The organism is Ferruginibacter sp. (assembly GCF_028288465.1).
GTDB lineage: Bacteria > Bacteroidota > Bacteroidia > Chitinophagales > Chitinophagaceae > Ferruginibacter.
In genome coordinates this window covers 279,348-301,275 of sequence record NZ_JAQBNR010000015.1, presented here as the reverse complement: position 1 = coordinate 301,275, position 21,928 = coordinate 279,348, and the positions used below count along the sequence as shown (strand labels likewise).

Sequence of the window (21,928 nt, the reverse complement as noted above, 5' to 3'; positions counted from 1 at the left end):
TCAGTGGGAACACCGAGCTTGGAGATCGAAGCGTTTACACCAACCACGGAAGCAGAGAATTAGAGAATGGGTTACCAACCATGGTAAAACAACCTTAATCTTTATTTTTCAGGTGCCGATTTATTGAATCATTAAAAACTTTCTTATGCTTTCTTATTTGCTTTGCAATATGGGGCTCTTCCATAATTTCACAAGCTCTTTGAACATAGCTCAGGTAATTGCTGCGCAAAATTTTCTGTTTCTTAATTGTTACCAGTCTAAAATTTCCATTATCCATTTTGACAATCTTCTTCCACCTATTACGCACTTTCACATTGTTAAGCGGTCGCGTAGTATAAAGTTTATATAACTGTCTGCGAAATATTACCGGTTTAGACCCAGGATTTTTTTCTGCAATTAGTTTAGCCTTTTTTGCTTTACTTTTCACGGATGAAATCATTCTCCTATAAAACTTTGCAATATTTGTAGACTTAATTAACGATTTTTGACCGTCAAATTCAAAACCAAGATAATTAAATGGGATACATACTTCTTTGCCATTTTCAAGCATTTTCAAACATGTAAGCCGTGGAGTATTTTTTCCAAAAGCAATGTTTTTTAAAATAAATCTTTCTGTTTTGTTAACACTAATTTCAACTCGGTTTTCTTTTATTTTCGAATGAATGATACCTTCTATCAACGTTGAATTGGATTTAGAACAAACAATAACAATATCATCAGAATATCTTCTATAATAGCCACCCAGTTTATTAACTACAGTGTTAAAAATATGCAGGTCAAAACTTAATAAATATAGATTTGCCAGAATAGCACTAATAGGCAGGCCTTGTGGTATACCGATCGGAATTTTGCTTTTGATGTCACGAAATGGATATTTATAGAGCTTTAAACTTCCGTTCTTTACTTGATCTCTGAATTCTTTTGGGTTAGCAAATAATGCTTGTACACCATACTTGTTTCTAATTCTGGCTAAGTCTCTTTCATCAAATCCATTCTTTTTTGATTCGTTTTTGCTCTTAATTCTAAGGTCATCTAAAAATATATAAGAAAATTGAGTTGCAGCCTTAAAAACATTATAGTGATCATCGGGCAGTAAAGAAACATCTATTAATTTCGCCCACGCTTTTTTTAAAAGTTCATGATCAAGAGATGAAAAAAAACTCTTTATATCAAAGGTTAAAACCACACATTCCTCGTCCCCACAATTACTTTGCTTTTTTATTTCGTCAAAAATTTCCTTCGCAAAGTGGATGGTTCCTTTATTCTTTCCATCTAATTCGTTAAAAATTTTCCTGTATGCAATAATACAATTACCTAGCCCTTCACATCGAGAAATTAATTCTTCGTATTTTTTTTGCAGGACTTCTGCATAGTATCCAAAAATTAACGCATCCAAATGTGTTGCATAATGTAGTGGTCTGACTTTTTTATTTTTTTTGAATTCGCCATTTTCATTTTTATAAGAATGAGCACGTAAGGTCGAGTCTATTCCAATTTTTTTAAATTTTCTTTCACTAATATTTGTATGAATTAATGGGAAAAAGGCATACTTGCTGACAAAGTCAGGATTTGTAATTTTTGATACTAACTCTTTTGCTCTTTTATTTACATCAATTTGAGCAGTTACATGTAAATACCCTTTTGATTTAAGCCATGAAGGCTGATTAAGATCATTCATAAAATGACCCCACAGGGGGTATGTGTAGTAGATTTAATTTGTAGACATACACTCTTATAAGAGGCGAACTAGTACCCAAATTCTTGAGTCACAAAATTTTGAATAAAATAAACACTTTCAAAGCGAAAATTATGATGAACATAATAATATCCCTGATTTCATGTATATTTACAGTACGACACGTGTACCACGATTTAGACCTTCTTAGAAGTAATGTGGAGCCGATTATCAATACCTTTCCTTTTTGACTTAGTAAACTAATCGCAAAGTAAATTTCCAAAAGGAAATTTTATAGTTCTAACCAAATGTCTACAATCTTCAATTCCCTGTAGGGTTAATACAAATATAGTTTTAATAAAAGAATAATTATATTTGAAGTAAAATTATGCCCACCCCTAAATTATCTCTACCCAAAATCGGTTCAATTGTTGCCCTGAACAGTCATCCTTTTTTTCAACGATCTGATAAGGATACAACCTTCATTAGTGGTGACCAAGCAATTTTATCTCCATTGATGGTAGTAGCGGAAATTTTAACCGAAAGTAAATCTGCATATGATGAAAGTACTGGCACAGAAATAATCAAAAAAGGTACTTTCCAATACAAGTGTATATGGTATTCCTCAAAATCGGGACACTTCGAAGAATCGTGGATTTCATCAAGGCTAATAAAATTGATAGAAACGGATACCATCTCATTGGGTTCTAAAGATTTGGAATATGGAGCTTTAGTAACTTTTAAAACTGTCTCAATTGAATTGAGCAAGAAAAAAATGTCGTTAAATGCAGACACAAGTTCTCAAAAATTAAATCGAACTATAACAGGAATTCTTCCGTTCACTAGCCCTGTCTTGCAAATAATAGGTTTTTTGAAAAGTGAAAGTAAAGAGCCGTTAATCGATATCAAAACTGGTGAGGTTAGAAGAATAATTTCTTCACAGTTGGTGAAATGTAAATTTTTCAATTTCCCCGCTGACAAATTTTCTGATGTAGTGCTTCCAATCGAAGTGCTTCAAAAAAGTTATGAAATAAGTTCAACGCTATTGGTTACATTAAATAAAGCGATTGCTGACAAAACTTTTTTAATGACTGCTTCACAATCACCCCGATTTAAAGAAACGTTTATTAAGCCGAGGCATATAGTCTATAAAGCCGGATGTTATTTTTTAGATGGAATTGATTATTTAGAAAATAGAACAGTTGAAGTTTTAATTGAGGGTAAAGAAAATCAATTTCAATTTTTGGATAATAAGTTCGACCATTTGCCAAATTTTACTCTTGAGAAAGATAAATTAAACATTATTGGAATAGGCAAAAAAGAGCTCGAAATATTTTCTAAAAAAATTTATTGGAGAATAAAATACAAAGACGTGAGCGATAACTTTTCAATTAGAACAATATATGAAGTTTCATTTTTTGCCAACTCAAAAACAGAAAATGGAAGACCTATATCTATTGACTATTTAAAAGCAAAATGCATTTTAAGCAACTGCGAGGAAAGATTTTTTAGAATTGACAGAATCCAATCAATTAAATTTCTTGATATTGACTTCCAAGAAAATATCAAATAATCGCCACCGGAACTTCTTTCTTAACGCGGCAAACATCGTTACTGTTTCACTGCATCAATTAGTTTGTTTCTCTTGACTACCGCCTCAAAATGTGGCGCTGGTGGGCAAAAGCGATCAATCATTTGTTATTAAAGGTTTATAGTGTTTTTCAATAAACTGGTTTGGTGTCCAACTTTTTATTAGGTGATCTAAAATAAAAGTGTCAAAGGCTGCCACTGCAATCCCCGCAGGAATTCCAATTATTGGATTTACAACCCCTAGTCCTACACCTATTGTATTGAAAATGAAAAAACGAATGGTTTTACCAGGCAATCCTTCTAACACACTTTTCTCTTGTGCAGCATTTAAATACTCATACATCAAATCACTATTGTCAGGCAGATCCTGCAGCCAATCCTTATACTTTTCAGCTTTTTCTAAAGCCCTTAAAGCGCCTTTAATCAAAAGGGTTCGTGAATTTATCGCCTCACGTAAAGCCCATGAATTTTTAAATATTTTTTCATTAAATCCATCTATTTCAACCTGCGAGTTATTACGTTTTTCAAGTGCACTGTTAATCTTTAATCGTATTATTCTCGAATTAAATTCAGGCAAAGAAATTTCAGATTTATTTTCAGACATTACATGTAAGTCTTCGCATCCATTGATGATTGCCAGCACGGGGCCGTCTATACTGATTTTATCATACTGCTTAAAATCAATGTTAGTATGAATTTTAAACTCGATATCATTTAAGAATTCAATATTGTAATATTGGGAACTTTGTTGGACTTGAATATCTGGATAAAAATTTTTAAACATTTCAGCAACGACTCTATTTCGAAAAACGTCATCCTTTAATTGCTCATTCATTACCAAATTAAATGGCTGAGGCAACTCGTGAACTTTAATTAAGCTGGATAATTTTTTTGCGAATTTTTTACTTTTAAGAGCATCTTTACCATGATCAAAGCTCTCTTGGTATAACTCCTTTTCCAAATCAAAGTTAGATAACCCAAAGGAGTCCACTGACCGTATTTCATCTTTGTTAATAATTCCAGTATGTGAATTATTATAATAAACATTTAAAGAATGATGCTTTAATAGCTCTATAATTACATCTAAATCGGTTAAATCAAATAAAGATTTTATTTCAGCCCTTCCAATGTGAACACTAGTATTTTTATAAAAAAATAAATTTTCAATTAGTTGGCCATAGTCTAAAGGATAATTTCTATCGCTATTTGGTCGCATTATAATTGATTCAAACATAGAAGGAAGATACTTAAAATCGATTAAATCAATCAATGAACACACTTTAATAAAAAAAGTTAAAAACTGAAAATATAAATGCAAACATTTGTCTCTGTCCAAAGTATAACGTTAGCCAGGTCTGACTGGTTTCCCGTTCAACCTGCAGCTTTAACCAAGTATTAAATTCACCACCTGGTGCAGGTGTCCTTTTCCTTTGCCCTCTTGTTACAAGATCTTAATGCAGCAAACCTACATTACCTGAAATTAGTAATCTGCTGACATTGCAATCCTTCTATTCATTCCAGCGCCTTTTATCATTTTGTCAGCAAATGTATTACCGCGTCCGATGAGCAAACAATCAAGGTTCCGCACATCATTAAGAAAATTTTTCAATGCTTTTAAAAAGCACTTTGAGCACTTCATCCAAGTGCGCAGCATTATCAATTATGATTGACGAACCTGCGCCATTGCCAAACCAAAAACGTTGGACATTTGGCGGCAAAATTTTAATGGGATGAAATAAAATATCTTTTGCAGTATCTGTTTCACTTTGCGGCAACACTACTATCATTTTCTTTGTAGAGAATTTCATAAAAAAAATATTCCTGTCTTTCTTTACTGATATGTAGTGTTTTGTTGGGTTTATAATAAGAGACGGAAACTTTTCAAAAACTGCTTTTTTTATTTGTTGATATATATCACGGATTTCATCAGACACGCCGTCCAAATGCATTTGCTCTGTATAGTCCACACTGTCTACTGTATCTTTTAAAGGAGCATCTACAATTTCAGCATATTCAATATTTTCAAACTCAGGATGCATTGTGTAGATGATATCGCCTCCGTTTGCAAATTTTTTGACCAATAGTAATTTAACCATCTTGCCCCAGGTATCGCCATAAGTATCCATTATCTCTGGCAGTTCTTTTTTGTCGCCATCAATAATTAATAAAATATTTTGGCTGTGTTGAATGGTGTCTTTTAAAAATTTATAAATTTCCTGTTCGCCAAGAAATGTTTTAAAAGCCGCTTTTAAAGAGGGGTCATTGTTGATCACAGTATAAATCTTTTCTGCCAGATCAATTTGGCTTTTGTGATTTCTATAAAAGCTAAAAAATTTCGTTATCTGGGGAAATATATGATTGTAAAAATCATGCCTGACCAGTTCAACTTCAACAATATAAAATTCCGGACTTGTGATATCACTCATATCAAATAAGAAACCATCAGGAATAGAATTTCCCAAACTTTTAGTTTCTATTTTCTTTTTTGCGTCGATATAGATTGATTTCGGGCCAAAGAATAATTTAGAATTATTTACTACCTCTTTTTCAAAATCAGCTTCTCTGTCGAATGGAAATTCATTGTATATTTTATTGTTTGAAAATACTTTCATCGCTCCTGTTTAATAATATTTTTTGTTAGCACCGTCTCTCAACTATCTTTTGCAGCATGACCGAGGATGTTCGCATCAGTTAATTATGTTTGTTGCTTCCTAGTCTGCAAGGTCCCTGGCCAACGCACTGCCTCGGAAGGAGGCGTTGCTGCGAAGGAAGTCATTGCATGCTTCCCTAGATATGTCTTGCTTTTTCTAAGTGAGTGTTGCTATTTTCTCATTGGTGGCGGATCTCCTTTCGGACTTGGCTGTTCTCTAATGAATGGCTTAGGGCTTTCATTGGGTAACGGTCTGGGAGTCGGCCTAGGTGTTGGCTGGGGTTGAGGAGTGGGCCTTGGAGTGGGCCTTGGAGGTGTTGATTTACTCATTATTCGTTCCTTTAATAATTATTGTATCGTTAGTGAATATTGTGTGCACTGATTTCTTATCTTTTGTATTCCTGTCTTTGCCGTTTTCATCGATTAAGTTTAAAGAAACAAATAAAGAAAATGAAACCAGTCCTGTTAAAAAGGTATTAACTGCAAATTTTCTATGCGCTCTTAACTTTGATTTACAAGGATATAAAATCGCATTCACATCGGTCTTTATCTTCTTGCTATGTTCACTTGATAATTTCGTTTCTGAAATATAAAAACCATTATTTTCAATAAAATCATCGACAAGCTTTAATAGGTCATTACTTGCATTTGCAGACCTCAAAAATGTATGCATCATAATACCAATGGATACGATGATAAACAACCACCCGAGAAATAATAAGTACAAATAGTCCGCCTCTGCTATTTTAATTATATCCTTTATAAAGGTTATCGAGAAAGCTAAAATTGCTCCTGCAATTAACAGGAAATTCTTTTCAAATTCTGTCAAGTCTCTACTTAATGCCGTATAGCAGTTTTGTTTGTATTCGTTTAGGCTTTTTACATCCATATTTTAATTTCAACTGGTTTAAAATTTCAAATCTGATTTATTTTTTAATCTTCTTTTCTTTTGCAAATAATCCAGCAGTGTAATGATCGTACAACTCAAATAAATATTCAATGCGTTTGGTTTCGTTGATGAATGCCTGCGGGCGGTAACATAGGTCAACGGCTTTATCCAATACCTGGTGTGCTTTTACCAATACCGGTGGCATTGTGTTTGGATCATACAAATCTGCAAGACGTTCATCCGGAAAACTTGCCCTTGCATCCAATACTGCCTGCGCTGCTTTTTCTACTGTTTCTTTTTGTTTATCTGTTGGGTTCTCTGGCCACGGAAAATTGTTGTACACGATTGTATTTGAATAACTATAGTCACTTTTCATCCTTCCACAGGTGTAACGCATCCAAGTATTGTGCATCAATGAGGTTAAAATTCCGAAGTGGAATAAAGTAGCATTGGGAAGGTTAAATAGTTTATCTCCACAGATTGTATCTTTTGAACAGAAGGCGATAGGTATATACTCCCTGTTTTCCGATGACACTTTGGGAATTGCTAAGTAATCTGAATCGGGGTGCCTTTCTTCGCCGAACAAGGTTGGAAATTTTGCCGCTTTAATTGTTTGCGGTCTTAGACTTTTTTCTCTAAAGGTTTTAACCTTTTGTACCCTCTCATAAACAAGCGGCAAAGCTTTCAATTCTGTAGGCTCTATATTTTTAAGCCAAAGACAATACCTCGGTATTTTATTTAAAAATTCTCTTCCCATAAGAAATGGCCGTATCCATTTTTCTGCTCCGGGATTATTTTTAATTAAATCTTCTCTCTCTTCAACATTTAATAAAAGATTTCCGTCATCGATTGCATCGCTGCCTCTATTAATTGAGGACACGTTGCATATTGGGTTTGTCCTTTTTTGAATAAAAGCATCTTTTCCGCCAACTAAATATGGGTTAATATTCTTTACAATAATTTCATGCGGCTCAGCTTTAATATCATCGTACTCAAAAATTCTTTTAGGATTGTAATTAAAATTGGCGAATCCAATAATTACTACATGAACAGCTGCATTACCTCTTGCTTCATTTCCCCATTTAAATGTACGATGTGCAAAAAATATTCTGATCGAATATTTATTGATGAGCTCACTCCATAAAATTCCTGCCTGCTCTCCTTGTGAAATAGAATTCGTGCTAACAAAGCCACAATATGTTGAACTTGAAACATGCACTAAACCTTGTTCTCCCAACGTACCAGGATATGTATACACTTCATTAGAAAACTGAAGATATTGGGCGGCTTTAATATACCATGCACATACATAATCTAAAACACCTGCTCCATTGATACCATTGAAAGTCATTGTCAGATCTTCTTTTTGTTCTTTGCTTTGCCATGCATATCCTATAAAAGGTGGATTCCCGAAAATATAATTGTATCTCAATTTATCAGTCTCCTCTTTATTCCATACATCGCTTAACTGCGGCTGTAAAAGGCTTTGCCAGTCTATACGCAAAGCATTACCATGCCGTATAGTAGCACTTTTACGCAAAGGCAATCGCACATAATATTCGCCAAAAGTTTGTGTTACCAGTTGGTTCATCTGGTGGTCCATCAGCCACATGGCTACCTGTGCTATTTGGGCCGGAAACTCCTCGTACTCTATTCCGTAAAATTTATCTACATCGCATTTTATTAAATGCCCGGCATCAATACCGGCTTCAGCGGCTACTTCTGCTCTTAATTTTTCGTGCTTAAACAACAGGGTTTTAATAATATCAATTTCAAGCAGTCGCAATTCCCTGTAGGCAATAATTAAAAAGTTCCCGCAACCACAGGCTGGGTCTAAAAACCGCAGCTTGCTTATTTTATCATGAAACTTTTGCAGCTTTTGCTTGCTGTCTTTAGCGGCATCAAATTCTTTACGCAAATCATCAAGAAATAAAGGGCCAATGAGTTTTAAAATATTTTTTTCGCTGGTGTAATGAGCGCCTAAATTTCGGCGGGCTTTTTCATCCATCACGCTTTGAAACAGCGAGCCAAATATGGCAGGTGATATCTTTCCCCAATCCAGCAGGCAACAATCGATCAGCGTTTTGCGCATGCTGCTGTCAAAACTGGCGAAGGGTAATGGCTCTTCAAACAATTTTCCGTTTACATAGGGAAAGGCGTTGAGGCTTTCATCAATATTTTTAAAACGTTTATCGTTGGGCGTGTTAAGAATGGTAAACAACTGACTGATGTGTGCGGCAAGGTCGCTGCCATCTTCATTTGTTTTCAGTTCTAAATATTCGTGAAAAATGCCCAGCTCAAAAATATTGGTATCATCCGCAAACAGGCAAAATAATAAACGTACAAGGTATAGCTCAAGGTCGTGCCCTTCATAACCAATGGCTTTTAATTTGTCGTGCAGCTTGCCCATCAGTTCCGCAGCCTGTATGTTTACAGGGTCCTGCTCTTTATAGCTTGCACGCTTTTGATAACCGGCGATAAAGCCAAACAAGTGTACATGGTTTACAAATTCGGTGAGTTTAAATTCGTGCTGCTGTTTTTCTTCCAGGTCATATAAACGAAAACATACAAAATCACTCACAAGAATATAGCGCGGCAGTTCCTTATCTTTTAACCCGGGAAAATAATCTTTGGCTTGCTGGTAAGCACGGTCAAGGTCTTTGCCACGGCTCTTGTGTTCCACTAAAATAATACCCTTCCACAGCAGGTCTATAAAGCCTGCTTTGTTATCAATTTTTTTTACCTGCTGCTCAAAGGTGGCTACCCTGCGGCGGCTGATGCCAAAAACGTTAAAAAAATCATCCCAAAAAGATTTGGCTTCTGCATCTTCACTCGTATCGTCTTTCCATTCATTGCTGAAGGTGGCGGCACGGCTTTTAATTTCATTCCAGCTTAAAGGCATAGTGGATGTAAGTTGTTATTTGTCTTTGTCATAGAAAAATCAATTGAGAAATTGCTTTTAACCTCTTCGGTTCTTAATTCAATTAATTTCTCCATCATCAATTTGATATCGTAATTCGTACAAAAACAGACAGAGGTATCTATCATCATGACAAGTTGTTTAGGGTTAAAATTAATTGTGGGATATAAGACGTAAGAGGCAAACAATTTACACTAAAAATGATTACAAAAACAAAACATTACGTGAACGTACCCTTTATTTTGGTAAACGCACAACCGCTTAGATAAAAGCCCCTTAACGGTATACAGTACAAGAGGGCGATGCAACGATGCTGCCCATTGCCTAAATGTTGGGACAATAATGTATTTAAAACATCCAGGTTCGGCAATGATGGGCCGTTGTACGTTAGCAAAAGTGATTTGTATGTAGGATAAAGCCATTTGTTTGCGGGCATTGGGCTGTTGTTTGTCAGCCAACCTGCTTTGTTTGCTGTCAAAAACCTTTTGTACACCGTCAGCAGTCTTTTGTTATATAGCATGTTTGTTTTGTTGGTATACGGCAGGCTTTTGTTTGTTGTACTTCGGGCTTTGTTATATAACACAGGCGCTTTGTATGTTGTCAAAAGATTTTTGTTGTTGGTCAATGGTCAATAGTCAATAGTCAATGGCCAATATTTACTGTTGCGCCGGATTATTCCGGCGTTCCCGGCGGGCATCCGGACGGTTTTTTACAGTTTGCCGCAAACTATTTTGCAGCAGTTTGTGGAAGTTTGCAGCAGTTTGTGACATGGCTGCAATAAATAATACTTCGGCGGGTTATAGCTTATTCCACGCTTTTGTGGGCCTAACTTAAAACTTATTTTTATGAAAATGCCGGGTATTAACACCAGCTTCAGCCGTTTATCGGACGCGGATTTTGAAACCACTGCAAGGCACATTAACACGAGTATGCAGGGCAATGCGAACTTCCCCAACCCCAACCCATCGCTGGCCATTGTGGATGCGGCTGTTACCCGCTACAGCAACGCCCTTGTGGCAGCGAAAGACCTGGGTAAAAACAGTATGGCGGAAAAAAATGAGAGTCGCCTGGCGCTGGAACAGGGGCTGCGCCTGCTGGGTCTGTACGTTATGAATGTGAGCAACGGCAGTGTTACGATGCTCACCGGCAGCGGCTACCCGCTGAGCAAGGAACCGGGCAAAGTGTACCTGGAGGCGCCGCAAAACGCGTCGCTCACCAACGGGGTTACGGGTGGCAGCCTGGTGAGCCAGGTACAGGCGGTAAAGGGTGGCAAGGGCTACAATCATCAGCTGTGTACTGAACCACCAACAGACACAACCGTTTGGCAAAACAACCTGAGCACCACGAGCAAGTATGTGTTTACCGATCTGCTACCGGGCAAGCAATACTGGGTAAGGGTGGCGGTGAGCGGCAGCAGGAATCAACTGGTGTATAGTGGGGTGGTTAGTTTGTTTGCGCAATAAAAGCTGAAGGCTTAAGGCGGAAAGCTTAAGGCTTATGTTAGCGGAGGGGGTGTTTGCCTGGTTTGGGATTGGTTTGGTTGATCACGCTGCCCGCTTGTTTTTGCCCGCTTTGGCTTTGCAGCTGCGGCTATGCTTTTTTACTTTTTACTTTTTACTTTTTACTTTGCCTGTTGACTGTTCAATGTCGTTTATTTATTAATTCAGGCGCCAATTAAAACTCGTTGCTGCTTTTCAATTTGTCAGTTTCGCCTCTTCAGCCGGCGGGCTGCGTAACTGGAACGCTGCTGCTTTTGCTTCTTTCAAAAAAATATGCTGCGCATTTTTTGGAATTCCGGCTGGCCGGAACCGAAGCAAAAGATGCAGCTTATCCAGTTACTGTTTTAAACCCGAAGGACGGTTTGAGGAGCTTTCGCTTTCTGCCAGGCTTTATCATGAACTGTAACAATAATGGATACTCTTCAAACGGCCCCGAATAAAAAGTGCTGGAAATTTTCAGTGCAATCCGTTAAGCAATCAAGGCTGTTTGAGCACGCATATATTGCAAGGCATTATAGACTTCGAGCGAGTTCCTTGATTGTAGGATTGTGCTGAAAATTTCAGCCTTTTTATTCGCAGCCTTGATTTTTTTTGTTTCTTTTTTGTATCAAGACAAAAAAGAAAATAGAGACTACCTAAGTATTGCGGGCTATTATAAACACTTCAAATAAATACGAAGATCTTTTTTATTCGAATACTCGCCTCCTCAGCCGGCGGTCTGCGTAACTGGAATCCCGATAGCTACCGGGACTGCTTTTGCTTCTTTCAAAAATCCCGGTAGCTATCGGGAATGCTGCGTATTTTTTTGAATTCCGGCAAGCCGGAACCGAAGCAAAAGATGCAGCTTATCCAGTTACTGGGTTAAACCCGATAGCTATCGGATCGAAACATGACTTGTAGACTTCATGCCCTTTTTGTAACCTATTACTATCGGGATAAATTTTTAATGGCTTAAGTAAACGACATTGATTGACTATTGCCTATTGACTACTGCCTATTGACCATTGACCATTGCCCATTGCCTGTTGCCTGTTGCCTGGTAACTATTGCCTATTGCCTAACGTTGGTTGCGCCAGTTTAAACTTTTTTCTCAAAAAGCTTGCATTTTTAAAACAAATTAGCTTTATTTATACTTCATTCGTTTCCTCTGGGCCGCAGATTGTTCATTTTTATTGAAAACCTAAAAACAATTTTGCCATGCCTGTACCGTACAACAAAGGAACTGCTGTACCCCTTCCACCTGCTGACGATAGTGATATGGTGGTGGATATTCCACTACCGAGTGTTTTACTAACTTCTAAAGAGGCCGCGTTTTTTTTGCGCATCAGCGAGCGATTGCTGAAAATAACCCGTGACGAGGGTAAGATAAAATACATCCAGAAACGCCCGAATTGTAAAGTGTTTTTCGATCAGGCGGTGCTGCAACAATATCTCCGGGAAAACCAGCATATGGGGCGGACTTGAATCCTGTCCCCCCAAACCAGTACCCCTGGCCTCGCAGGGTTTGTTACTTTGATACGACGAGCGGGCGCTTTGCTACCTGTAAGGGTGTGGAGCGCCCTTTTTTTGTAGCGGAGGATGGAATGCTGATTTTAGCGAAGGATGGAACGCTGATGACACGGATTGGGCGGATGAGGGCTGATTTTTAGGGCGATCATTTGTTGTCTGAACAGGATTTATATGATTTTGTGATTTTCAGGATGAGCGAATTGGGGGAGACTGTATTTAATCATGTTAATCATTTAATCACAAAAATCATAGTTCAGACTATTGTGGGGATTAGCGGATTGGGGAGGTACTGCATTTTATGATGTGCATCATTTTTTGTCTGAACTGTGATTTATTTGATTCTTGTGATTTTTATGATGAGCGAATTGGGGGAGACTGCATTTAATCATGTTAATCATTAAATCACAAAAATCATAGTTCAGACTATTTGGGGATTAGCGGATTGGGGAGGTACTGCATTTTATCATGTGCAACATTAAATCATAAAAATCATGTTCAGACTATTGTGGGGATTAGCGAATCAGGATGCACTTCATCTTTAATCATATGCATCATTAGAAAATACAACCCTACATCCCAAATTGGATGCGGAGAAAAATAAACCCCGTGCGGAAGCGGGTGCCGGCTTGCATTTGTAGAATCTTTATTGTAAGTTTAAAGTAAGCTGGCTTTGCATTTTTAAAAACCTGGCTGTTCATTTTTTACAAACATTCCATCCTGGTTATTTGGTACTTAAACCAGCTAATTCCTTTAAAAAACCAGCCCTTAATAAAGTATCGTTTCTTAAGTTGTTTAAAACCCACTGCTCAACCATTTTACTGTACAAGCCATTGTATGAATCAAACCCCCGAAACAATATACCTTATTTCATTTTCAATGATTGTTGTTATGAAAATCATCTGTTTTATTTTGGGGTATAAAACAATTAAGCTTGGCTACAACCTTATCTCGGCCGGGGTTAAAGGTGAATTTAAATTTTCTTCCAGCTTTGCCGGTTTTAAAGCAGACCTCGCAAGTGTGTCGCCCGGGCTTTTGTTTGTAGCACTTGGCATTATGCTGATTACCATTGCCATTTACATTAACAAAACAGTCAGTTACTACAATACAAAAAGCAATACTACCATCACTAAAGACTCAACAGCCACGTCCAAAACTACAACGCCGGTGGTGCCTATGAAAAAGGTTGACAGCAATGAATTGAAATCTGTGTTTCACTAATTAAACCAACATGTATGAAACTGCAACACATTACAAAGCCGCTGTTATTTTTTGTTGTGCTGATTGTTATATTCAGCAAAAACAAAGCGCTTGGCCAGGATACTGCCAGGGCTCAGGACTTTTTAGTTCAGGGAATAACCTCCTTTAACAACAATGATTTTGAAACTGCCTTAACCAGTTTTAAAAATAGTATACACGAAGTGCCGGCGGCTTTTACGTATTTCATGCTGGCCGCTGCCAGTTTTAATACCGCCAGTTATTCCGATGCAAAAATGTACGCAAACAAAGCACTTGTTTTTACACCGCCGCCTTTAAAACCGAACCGCCGGGGCGATGCACGTTATATAAAAAAAGCAGCCGACTCCATGCTGCACCTGCCGGTTATTGTTGTGCAGGAAACGCATACGAACCAAAGTGCAGGTGTAGCGAGCCAGCCAATAACAATGCCTCCGCGTATTGATATAAAGAGCCCGAAAGGCACAGAAAGCCCTTTAACGGTACATGCGCTTACAGCGGGGGCGGCAATGTTGCGTGAACCAATGTTAACTGAACGGCAAAATACAATCGTGCATTCTACTTTTCATGCTGATTTAGAAAAAAGCGGCCAGGCGACGGAAGGCGATTTTTGGTGGAACGTTTATGATGCAAACACGGCAAGCATTGTTCCGCAAAATGGCGCCAGGTTTTACCTGTTGGGCACCTGCGCTTCGTGCTACGACAATGTAACTTTAGCGCAGCTAAAAGAAAATGAGGCAAAGGGATTGTTTACGGGCAACTCAATTGATAAGCGCTATGTAAATAGCGGAACGCTGATAGCATATATTACAAGAAACCATTTTTATGGCGTAATGAAAATTGAAAGTTTTATTGTGGGGCGTGGTGTAGATATGTCGTTATCATTTAAAACGTTTGCTGCTCAATGACGCCACTCACCACTCACCTCTCCCTTAGCGTCATAAAAAAGCCGCCTCATTTGTTGAGACGGCGCTTTTATACCATAATCCTGAATGACTATATCTTTGGGAAAATCCTTTTTAATTTTAACTGCGGTGATGTTGTTAGCTGCTTTTCTTTTTCCTCTCTTCGTTCATCATCGCTTGTACATTATACAAGTCCTAAACCGTGCCAGTAACACAACACATTGATTGTAACTGCTGTATATATTTTGACAGGCGTGCTATTTTCCATTTTCGGGATGTAAATGGCACAAACCGGAATTGCATTCCTTGTTGCCGGTTAGTGTTTCATTCTGTGCGGCGTGTCTTTCGGTACATGGCTGGTATCCCTTCCGGCGTTGCGGTTGGTACCTATGGCTGCGGTGTCTGTTAAGTTAGGGGCCGGGTTGGATGTGCCTGCGGCCGTATTACCATTGCCGGATGTCGGGCCGGTTGGTTGCGTTTGCATGGTATCCATTTTACCGGTATGCATGGTGTCGGTGGTAGTGTTTGTGTCTGACGTGCCGCCGTTGCTGCAGGCTGCCAGCACAACCATTGCTGAAATGGCGAGGATGGTGTTTCGTTTCATGTGTGTGTTTTTTAGTTCACAATACTGCCTGCAAATTAACGGCCATGAATGTTTTACTGTACACTGAGGAAGGTATTGCCCCGGCTGTTGGGTAACTATTACCTTGTGCGTGGAAAGGGTTGGATTGCGGGATGTTGTAAGCGCTGTGATTTGTTTGATTGGTGTGAATTTTAGGATTGGGGGGATTGAGGGGACTGTAGTTTTATCATTTTAATCATTTAATCACAAAAGTCATAGTTCAGAGTATTGTGTGGTTGACGGATTGGGGGTTGATCTGTTATATTCAATTTATCATTACAATTTATATTTTTGCCGAGGGTTGGTTACGCCAATGAGGGTTTTATTTTTCTCCCCATCGTTTTATAGTGACGGTATCGCCAACTGAGAAATTCATTAAGTCCTCACCTACTACAAACGGACCTGAATAATTCAATTGGGTAAGTTTAATTATTTCATCGGGTGAATGCCCATACAGGCGCACAATGTGATCATACACCGCAAGCTTTGGCTGAACAGCTTTAAAAACCCTGCACGCCTGTTCAGGTGTTGTGTGATGTGCCAGTACGTGATATTTGGGATCAGTTACTTTTAATGTGCCTGGAGCAATAACGACTTCATGCACTAACAGATCTGCTCCTTTTGCAAACCTGATAAGATTTGCTGAATAACGCGTATCTCCTGACAGCACAACAGCATGTCCGGCATATTCTATTCTATATCCAAAAGCTGGAATTACAGGGTAATGGTCTACTAAAAATGCAATCACTTTTACTCCATTTTTTTCATACACAATACCTTCCTTTATATCAGTGGTTACTAATTGGCCTCCTTCAATGGCAGCGTTATCATCCTCCACCCTTATTTTCATATCAAATGCATACGCCTTTTGCAAGTAATCAGTCATTTGCCTGGCGCCAGCTGGCCCAAACACGGGCAGGGGCGTTTTTCGGTCGGTTATAAGCCATCCTGTAAGCCACAAGTCGGATAACCCTACAATATGATCGGAGTGAAGATGTGTAAGAAACAAGGCATCCAGTCTATCATATTCTATCTTCAACTGTCGTAACCTTTGCAGGCATCCCCTGCCAGCATCAAATAATAAAACAGTGTTGCCAGCCTGAACAAGTGTTGAGGGTCCAAAGCGATCCATCAGCGGTTGTGGTGTGCCAGTACCCAGCAGCGTAACTTTTATAGCAGTCCCGTTAAGGGAACTATCTTTATTTGTGTTGACTTGTGCGGAAGCAACAAAAAAAGATAGCAAAAGAACTGACGTGAAGTAAAGTCTCGCCACTGTTTGTATAGTTTAGATGCGTTACCAAATTACCTCTCACGTAGCATATCTAAAAATCTGCAAATTAAACACGAGACGTATATTGATGCTATTATGAAAGTAAAACAAAAAACATGATAATGAAAATCAATTCGTCAATATTATTCAACTCCAGCTGTCATTAGGGCAATCTCCCGTTGGGTGCAAACAACTCTTCAAAACATTTAAATTGTTGATTTGTGGGTTGTTGGATTGTTGGTTGTTGGATTGTTGTGGTTGGTGAATTGATATGCTACTGCATCTTCAATCATGACCACCATTGAATCACAAAAATCATGCTCCAACTTCTGTGCGATTTTCGGATTGGGTGAGGGCTTCGGATGGTCATGAAACACAACTCTGTTCCAGGGAATTGATGTATAGTATGAATAACAACGGAACGCCTGCAAAAGTGTACATTTGTTTCGGCCAAAAGATTGCGCAACATTTCTTCGCTGTGCAGCGACACACAATGACTTTTGACAAATAAACAAACTGTAACATCTAAATCTTATCACAGTGGACAAATTGCAGCAACATTATATAGCACACCTGGCAATATACCGGGTGTGTTGTGTATTTGTTATACTCGTTGGCATGGGAGGTTTTTATGAAAATAAGATGCCTGTAGCTGGATTCTTTTGGGCAGGTTTTGTGGCTACTGTATATTGGCTCATTAAAACTGGAAAATCTAAAACAGGGGCCATCAGAGGTTTTGTTGCCGGAGTACTGATTGATTTTCTTTTGCTATATACACTGCATAAAATCCATCCTGAAGAAGACATTGCAGGAATTGTGATTATTAGTTTACTGTTGAGCGGGTTCATTTTCGCATTGACAGGTTATTTAATTCAACATGTATTTTGGAAGAGAGGATGGCTTAAAAATGAATGAACCGTCCCGCATCAAGCTGGCTGTTACCTTTTTTTACTGCTGTTACGCATCTGATAACGTACATCTCCGGCAGGCCACCATTGCATCTCATCAGCAGGGCCGAAGCCACATTCCGAAGCAATACTTTTTAAACTGCATGCAAAATCAATACATCAGCCTGCTAAAAGGAATACCGGCAGCAATACCTACCGTTGTTCGTTTACCGAGGCCTTGCAGGTTTTTAACGGTGTGCCCCATATCAAAAAAAGACACATAGCATTCAAAAGTAACAGCGGGTGTTTTTTTGCTGTTGATCAGCACAATGGGTACACCTACCCTCGCATTGAGCAAATTGTCTTTGCCGATATGTTGTTCTGCCATTACACTAAAACCAACATGCGAATTGGTGGGATAATAAACAATGCGCCCGAGTAGTGCCGGCGTAACAAAAGTTTGATACCGACCCAGGTACCCTTTCTCTTTCTGAGCCAGCGTAAGTGTATCCGTACCACCCATCATTGTATAGGCACCCGGATTTATTTTATCAACGCCATAACTTAGTTTGGAATTATTGAGCAGCAGGCTGCCGCCAAGCGTTACAAATAACCTGCCCCAATGGCTGCCTTCCCACAGCCTGGTATGTGCCAGCATCAATTGCATAGGATAACTATGCTTTTGTACAAATGCAGCATTGATGGTGGGTGCAATGGTATAAGCAGGGGCAATAACCGGGATAGTGGCTGTGAAGCTGGTATACCCGAAACAGATGGTTTCAAAATGAGCCGTTTTGGTAAGCAGTTCTGCCTGTTGCATGGCAAAGAGGGCCTGGTATTTTTCTTTTAAATCTGCATAAAAATTATTTTGTATCAATGCCCTGGCACTGTCCGCATTTGCTCCATTGATATCAGCTGCTGCTACCCTGTTCAATGCTGTTTTAAAATCGGCTGTTTCTTTCTCAATAGCTGATTCGAGTGTATGAACAAGCCCGGCCCGCAATGCATTCATGGATTGCTGTTGGTAAGCATCAGACTTTGTTTTTACTTTTCCAAGCCATTTATAATTAATTGTAAGCCCCAGTTCATCATCGAATCGTTTATCTAAAAAACCAGCACCAATACTATTTACATTGGCTTTAAACCCCACGCTTAACAAGTTTTTCAACAGCTCGTCCCTGCCGCCGGGTGTTTGAAAATTATGGTTCACCGTAAAGATGCCATCGGTGGAATTGAAGGTTACATAATTCGTAAAGAAGGACAGCGCATCACTGCCCGCCAGGTAGCCCGTTTTATCTGCCAGGAAAACATTCATTGCACGGTTGGAAATAACTGCACCGCCGGTTTGATTAACAACCTCCCTGTTGATCTGCCTTATTCCGGCAGCAATACTGTCGCCGTTTTGGCCGGCACACCAATACACCATCAAAAAAAACAACACAACAAAAAAAACACGGGGCATGCAACAATTTTAATGTACAAAATAAAGGCAGCTGGAGTGATTGCTTACATCACCTGGTCCAGCCCCCATTCAGTAAGCAATGGATTGGTAAATACTTTCAGGCTACCGGCACCGAGCAATTTATTCCTGCACTTCATCCAGGTGATTGCATTATCGCCATACATTTTTGCAATACGGTCACCATTCAGTTCATTCATTTTACCCCAGTGAAAAGTAAAAGGAATACCTTCATCCTCCAGCCGTTGCCATACTGCTGTGTAAAAGCTTTTGGTATCGTCGGAAAAAGCGGCATCCAGTTCCAGGATACAGGTATAATCAAAACGCGTAAATGCAAGTGTAGCTTTTGATTTTTTGATAAAGCGGTAAGCGAACAAGCCTACAAACGGCCCGTGCGTTTTATTCATTTCAAATAATATTTCTGTTACCCGGTTTACCTGGTTAAGCGGTATCCCAATAGCAGCGCTCAATAGCTTTCCATGCAGGGTGGTATTACTAAAAATCTCAGCAAACGTACCGTATTGCTTTTCGTACGGCTGGTACACACCTGCCAGCAGTTTATTCACTATTACCGGTACCAGTGCAGGCACAGCCGATGTGAGCTTGCCGATAAAACAGGGTGCATCATCGCCGGGCCCTATGCCATCTGCATTGCTGGCCGTCTTAACATAATCTGTGCGGTAAGGTCTTTTGTAAAAAGTAAATACATATGCACCATTATCCATATCATACGGGTTAAGCACTACGGAAAAATGGAACGGCCTTTCGTTACCGCAGGGCAGTGCAGCATTGCTGAAATCCAGGGTTGACATCAACCCTTTTAATGTGTCATCATGGGGCATCCGGCGCATGTAAGTCTCCAGTAAAAACAGGGGTTCAGTTTCCAGCAGCACGCCATGAATAAAACCAAAACTGCCGAAACTTACCAGGGCGCAATTAAACAAATCATCATCCTGTACCAGTGTGGTATTTAGTTTATTTAGAAATGATTGGGTAACAACCGGGGCGGACTTTCTTTCGAGCCAAACATGCTTATCCGGGCCGGTAATAATGTGCATGCCAACTACATAATCCTGCACCGCACCTACATCAATAGATGAGCCATGGGCCCCCGTAGACATAGCGCCCACAATGGTTTGGCCATTGCTGGCACCGGAGGTTTTCAATGACAACCCTTCTGGCCGCAGGTCCCGGCTCAACTCCCAAACGCCGTTGCCGCACTGGGCAAAAATCAGGTTGTTGATATCCCCTTTATACGATTTTTTTACGCTCTGCCGGGTAAGGGTTAAGGTGGTGTTCAGCTGTTTGGTATCCAGCATAATACCATCTTTACAGGTGGCAATTTTTGTCCACGACCACCCGGCGCCGAGTGAGCGAAAGGGAGTGCCTGCCTGTATTGCATCTCCAATCATTTTTTGCAGCGCAATGGTGGCATCGTTGTAACTGTCCAGTGCGCCCATATCAGGGTCGTTGCCCGCAATATAGAGTTCTTTGATGTTCTCTGTAAAAATCTCATGCTTGTTTTGCCACTGCTGCTGGCCCATTGAAACTATTTTCATGCTAATTGATTTTTATAAGCTACCGGTTTTTTTACAAGGTTTACTGCATCTCCACTGCATTTTCACAGGGCACCAAATACCCAGGGTAACAACAGTTATGGCGGCATACCCGAGATTGGTTTTAACAATCACCTCCGACAGTCCGTTTACCTCCAGCGAATCGCAAACGGGCGTATGTATCTCTGCAGGTTTTTGTACCAGTCCCCAAAAAAAGGCATGTGCAGTAACGGGTTTGGAAAGTTCGGAACCAGCCTGTGCATTGGTGGCAACGCGGTAAGTGTAACAGCTGCTGAAAGAGAATGCCGCGGATAAAAGGCATACAGAAAGTATATTTCTGGCACTGGTAAAGTGTAATGGCATAATTAAAGTTTTGAACTTAAAAAATGATTTGCTTATTTCCTGTGGACAGAGTGGTGTTTCTTTGGCCGGATTAAATTACAGTTTATTATTGATTTTTTCAACAGGCAGGTTGTATTATTTAGTAACCAGCAGGTTTCTGAATGTCACCGGTATTTCATCAGCATCCGCCAATAAAAAAGCTGCTGCATTAGTGCAACAGCTTTCAGAAAGACATTTGTATTTTTATGACTCTGTGTTGAATTGACCAGCATTTAATTAAACTACAGTTGATATAAAGAATGGAATAAATTTTTAGATTATTTGTAATGTTATTGCAAATGCAGATATTGTGAATCGTTCTTTTTCGGCAGTTGGTTAATCCATTCATCTATTTGCTGTACTACAAATTTTTCAGTTTTATTGTGAAGTGTCGTTACCAATAAACCTTTATTGATTAATCCCCATATCTTATATCTTTCAACCTGCCCGATATCTGACAGATTGATTGAGCGTTCATGATTTTGTATGTTGAACCTGTGTGATTTAAATACGAGTCGCTGGTTGGTCAGGTATAGCTTTCCACCTACGCCTTCGGCACCTTTGAAATGATTGGCACCCGTTTCAAACAAAATGCTTTCATCTGTAAGTGTGTTAATTTTTGTTCCCTTCATTAACAATTCAGAGTTTGCAAAAAGTCCCATCATCCAGCCAAACAAAACTCCTGCTACAGCTCCACCCGCTAACCCCGATGCCATTGTTGTTAATATATTCGGGAACGTTAGACTGGGATGACCTAACAAGTCTTGGACAATGAACGAAACAGCCATTAAGACTCCGAAAAACAGTCCTGATTTAAATCTGTGTCTTTTATCCATTTTGTCAGATTACTGTTGAATTAATGCCTCTGCAATAAAATCAATCT

17 protein-coding genes are annotated in these 21,928 nt (G+C 39.2%); 6 read left to right on the top strand and 11 right to left on the bottom strand.

The window, feature by feature from the left end; all coding sequences use genetic code 11:
- Positions 1–94 precede the first annotated feature (94 nt).
- On the bottom strand, positions 95–1,678 hold the full coding sequence (locus JWR61_RS06310; protein ID WP_301926988.1) for a reverse transcriptase domain-containing protein: 1,584 nt from the start codon (positions 1,676–1,678) through the stop codon (positions 95–97).
- Between the two features lie 385 nt (positions 1,679–2,063).
- Between JWR61_RS06310 and JWR61_RS06305 the strand changes: the two genes are divergently transcribed.
- Complete coding sequence (locus tag JWR61_RS06305) at positions 2,064–3,248, top strand: hypothetical protein (protein ID WP_301926987.1); 1,185 nt, start codon at positions 2,064–2,066, stop codon at positions 3,246–3,248.
- Between the two features lie 114 nt (positions 3,249–3,362).
- On the opposite strand, the gene JWR61_RS06300 is transcribed toward JWR61_RS06305, so the two are convergent.
- The 4 genes from JWR61_RS06300 to JWR61_RS06285 form a co-directional block, all read right to left on the bottom strand.
- Positions 3,363–4,535, bottom strand: a complete 1,173-nt coding sequence (locus JWR61_RS06300; RefSeq protein ID WP_301926986.1) for a hypothetical protein — start codon at positions 4,533–4,535, stop codon at positions 3,363–3,365.
- A 322-nt stretch (positions 4,536–4,857) separates the two neighbouring features.
- Positions 4,858–5,877 (bottom strand): DUF5655 domain-containing protein, encoded by a 1,020-nt coding sequence (locus JWR61_RS06295; protein WP_301926985.1) that lies wholly within the window; start codon positions 5,875–5,877, stop codon positions 4,858–4,860.
- 360 nt (positions 5,878–6,237) lie between these two features.
- Positions 6,238–6,804, bottom strand: a complete 567-nt coding sequence (locus JWR61_RS06290; RefSeq protein ID WP_301926984.1) for a hypothetical protein — start codon at positions 6,802–6,804, stop codon at positions 6,238–6,240.
- Between the two features lie 37 nt (positions 6,805–6,841).
- Positions 6,842–9,706, bottom strand: a complete 2,865-nt coding sequence (locus tag JWR61_RS06285; protein WP_301926983.1) for a DNA methyltransferase — start codon at positions 9,704–9,706, stop codon at positions 6,842–6,844.
- Between the two features lie 863 nt (positions 9,707–10,569).
- On the opposite strand from JWR61_RS06285, the gene JWR61_RS06280 reads away from it, so the two are divergent.
- The 4 genes from JWR61_RS06280 (at position 10,570) to JWR61_RS06265 (ending at position 14,873) form a co-directional block, all read left to right on the top strand.
- Entirely contained in the window at positions 10,570–11,187 is a 618-nt protein-coding gene (locus tag JWR61_RS06280; RefSeq protein ID WP_301926982.1) for a fibronectin type III domain-containing protein, read from the top strand.
- A 1,233-nt stretch (positions 11,188–12,420) separates the two neighbouring features.
- Positions 12,421–12,687, top strand: coding sequence for a hypothetical protein (locus JWR61_RS06275; RefSeq protein ID WP_301926981.1), 267 nt, complete (start codon positions 12,421–12,423; stop codon positions 12,685–12,687).
- Positions 12,688–13,620: 933 nt separating this feature from the next.
- Positions 13,621–13,950: a hypothetical protein gene (locus JWR61_RS06270; RefSeq protein WP_290336623.1), complete on the top strand. Its 330-nt coding sequence runs from the start codon at positions 13,621–13,623 to the stop codon at positions 13,948–13,950.
- Between the two features lie 14 nt (positions 13,951–13,964).
- Positions 13,965–14,873 carry a hypothetical protein gene (locus JWR61_RS06265; protein WP_301926980.1) on the top strand — a complete coding sequence of 303 codons (909 nt, stop codon included), beginning with the start codon at positions 13,965–13,967 and terminating at the stop codon, positions 14,871–14,873.
- 313 nt (positions 14,874–15,186) lie between these two features.
- Here the strand turns inward: JWR61_RS06265 and JWR61_RS06260 are convergent, their stop codons facing one another.
- Both JWR61_RS06260 and JWR61_RS06255 read right to left on the bottom strand, forming a co-directional pair.
- Entirely contained in the window at positions 15,187–15,474 is a 288-nt protein-coding gene (locus JWR61_RS06260) for a hypothetical protein (protein ID WP_301926979.1), read from the bottom strand.
- A gap of 340 nt (positions 15,475–15,814) precedes the next feature.
- Positions 15,815–16,765: an MBL fold metallo-hydrolase gene (locus JWR61_RS06255; protein ID WP_301926978.1), complete on the bottom strand. Its 951-nt coding sequence runs from the start codon at positions 16,763–16,765 to the stop codon at positions 15,815–15,817.
- Positions 16,766–17,380: 615 nt separating this feature from the next.
- Here JWR61_RS06255 and JWR61_RS06250 point away from each other — a divergent pair.
- Complete coding sequence (locus JWR61_RS06250) at positions 17,381–17,677, top strand: hypothetical protein (RefSeq protein ID WP_301926977.1); 297 nt, start codon at positions 17,381–17,383, stop codon at positions 17,675–17,677.
- Positions 17,678–17,821: 144 nt separating this feature from the next.
- Here JWR61_RS06250 and JWR61_RS06245 read toward each other — a convergent pair whose 3' ends face one another.
- The 4 genes from JWR61_RS06245 to JWR61_RS06230 form a co-directional block, all read right to left on the bottom strand.
- Positions 17,822–19,111: a hypothetical protein gene (locus JWR61_RS06245; RefSeq protein WP_301926976.1), complete on the bottom strand. Its 1,290-nt coding sequence runs from the start codon at positions 19,109–19,111 to the stop codon at positions 17,822–17,824.
- Positions 19,112–19,155: 44 nt separating this feature from the next.
- Positions 19,156–20,667 carry an FAD-binding protein gene (locus JWR61_RS06240; protein WP_301926975.1) on the bottom strand — a complete coding sequence of 504 codons (1,512 nt, stop codon included), beginning with the start codon at positions 20,665–20,667 and terminating at the stop codon, positions 19,156–19,158.
- Positions 20,668–20,679: 12 nt separating this feature from the next.
- Positions 20,680–21,027, bottom strand: a complete 348-nt coding sequence (locus JWR61_RS06235; protein ID WP_301926974.1) for a hypothetical protein — start codon at positions 21,025–21,027, stop codon at positions 20,680–20,682.
- A gap of 308 nt (positions 21,028–21,335) precedes the next feature.
- Positions 21,336–21,881: a GRAM domain-containing protein gene (locus tag JWR61_RS06230; protein ID WP_301926973.1), complete on the bottom strand. Its 546-nt coding sequence runs from the start codon at positions 21,879–21,881 to the stop codon at positions 21,336–21,338.
- Positions 21,882–21,928: the final 47 nt, after the last annotated feature.